Annotated in this window: 1 protein-coding gene and 1 pseudogene; both read right to left on the bottom strand. The window is 64.0% G+C overall.

The window, feature by feature from the left end:
• Window positions 1-261 (bottom strand): annotated as a pseudogene (locus tag L981_RS35730) (uracil-DNA glycosylase); the annotation flags it as partial.
• Between the two features lie 97 nt (window positions 262-358).
• The gene (locus L981_RS32635; protein WP_043626896.1) at window positions 359-1,657 is read right to left on the bottom strand and encodes an Hsp70 family protein; all 1,299 of its coding nucleotides are present in this window, start codon (window positions 1,655-1,657) and stop codon (window positions 359-361) included.
• Between the last annotated feature and the right edge of the window lie 522 nt (window positions 1,658-2,179).

Here is a 2,179-nt window from a genome sequence, read left to right as displayed (position 1 = left end):
GTTCGCGACCAGGGCCGGTGCGCGGGAAGGCGTGGGGGCAGCGGCCGCCGGTGTCTGGCGCGCAGCCGGTTGCGAGGCGGGTGCCTCCGCCCGGTTGCTGGTTGCCGTCGCGCGGGCACTGCCGCGCGCTGCCTTCATCGCCTCGAACTCGGCGAACCGATCGACCGGCTCCTCTTCCAGCAGCCATTCGACGCCCGCGTCGCCGTGGAAGGCGAGGAGGGCGGCAAGCTGCGCCGGAGAGAGGTCGTGGGCGGAAATCATGGCCGCCAACCTAGCCCATAAGCGGCCGGACCGGAACCGCTTTTCCGGCGCTCGGCCCTCCTATCCAAGGTCATGCACATCGGGCCCGCGCGTCGCCTCAGGCTGCGTTGGCGGTCCAGTGGGCGATGTCCTCGTGCTCGCCGATCAGCGCCAGGCCGTGGGCGATCGACAGCAGTTCGCCGCCGCTCTCGATCCGGTCGGCATCGAAACGCCGCTCGAAGATGCCGCGTACGGCTGGAACGAAGGAGGTGCCGCCGGTCAAGAACACCTTGTCGATCGTCTCGGGTGCCGTTGCGGTCGACTGTAGGACGTCGTCGAGTGCGCCCTCGATGCGGGCGAGCTCCGGCGCGATCCAGCCTTCGAAATCGCTGCGGCGAACGGTGCGGCGCGACATTTCGCCGAGCGGCGCGAAATAGAACTCGGTCTCGTCCTGCTTCGACAGCTGCATCTTGGTTGCCGAGATCGCGTTGTAGAGCGGGTAACCTTCGTCATGTTCGATCAGGTCGACGAAGGCCTCCAGCTTTTCCGGCTCCAGGCTCTGGCGCACCAGCTTCTTCAGATCCGTAAAATCTTTCAGTGTCTTGAAGATCGAAAGCTGATTCCAGCGGCCGAAATTCGCGTAGTAGTTCGACGGCACTTCAAGCAGCTTGTCGAAGCTCTTGAACAGACTCCCCTTTCCGATCAGCGGCGAGACGACGTTGTCGATGATGCGGAAGTCGAAGTGGTCGCCGGCGATGCCAACGCCCGAATGGCCGATCGGGGTCGCCGTCAGGCGTCCGGCCTTGGTCTCGAAGCGGATCAGCGAATAGTCGGTCGTGCCGCCGCCGAAGTCCGCAACGAGCACCGTCGCATCCTGCTTCAGGTTCTGGGCGAAGTAGAAGGCCGCTGCCACCGGCTCGTAGACGTAATGCACTTCCGGGAAGCCGAATTCGGAGAGGGCTGCGCCGTAGCGCTCGAGCGCCAGTGCCGGGTCGGGGCTGGAGCCGGCAAAGTGCACCGGACGGCCGACGACGATGCGGCTGTATTGGTCTGCCCAGCCGTCGCCGGCATAGTCGCGCAGCTTGGTCAGGAACACGCGCATCAGGTCTTCGAAGCTGTGGCGCTTGGCAAAGACCTGCGTGCCCTGGAAGAGCGGGCTTGCGGCAAAGGTCTTGATCGACTGCAGGAAGCGACAGTCGCCGGGATTGTCGATGAAGGCGCGGATGGCGGCCTGACCCGCCTCGACCTTCAGCGCCTGGGCGCCAAGCTTGGCATCCTTCATGAAGGAGAGGGCAGTACGCATGGCGTCGGTCGAGCCGGCGAGGCTGTCGAAGTGCATCGAATGGGTCGTGTCGCCCGCGGCAACCGCCAGAACGGAATTGGTGGTGCCGAAATCAAAGCCGAGTGCCTTGACCATGAGTGTCTCCTTGCGTCTGGCGTCGCTTCGCCGCCCGGAGCAAGCCGGCAGGCGCGCGACGCAACATGAATTCCGTGGGCCGCTCTCAGGGATCGTTGGGCGGCCGGCTGCAAAGCCGAAAGACACGCCGTCCGGACGCCGAGAGGCGCCTTGCCGCGTGCCGATTGCGAATGGGGTGTGCCAGCGCGTACCGCTGGAAGGGTGCGGCGGCCTCCTCGCACGGCTCTTCGGCAAAAGCAAGGCCGCATGAGCGTAGCTTCGCTGCGCGACAAATTGATATATTTACGTTTACGTACACGTCATATAGATATTTGCCCTATACTCATGACCTCATGCGCAAAAGCGGGCATCGTCTGTCGCATCCCGGCTCGACAAGCCAAACTGCATTTGCCATGACGGAATGATATGCCCTGGGAACTGAGCCGGCAGAAGACCGGTGAGACTGGAGAGACGGTATGACCGAACAAGACCTGCCCGAACGCGAGAGCATGGAGTTCGACGTTGTGATCGTGGGTGCGGGAC

The organism is Ensifer sp. ZNC0028 (genome assembly GCF_000799055.1).
Lineage (GTDB): Bacteria > Pseudomonadota > Alphaproteobacteria > Rhizobiales > Rhizobiaceae > Ensifer.
This window is presented reverse-complemented; position numbering and strand designations above follow the sequence as displayed.

Excerpts from the sequence above, each read along its gene's own strand:
- L981_RS32635 (WP_043626896.1), bottom strand. The coding sequence starts at position 1,657 with ATGGTCAAGGCACTCGGCTTTGATTTCGGCACCACCAATTCCGTTCTG.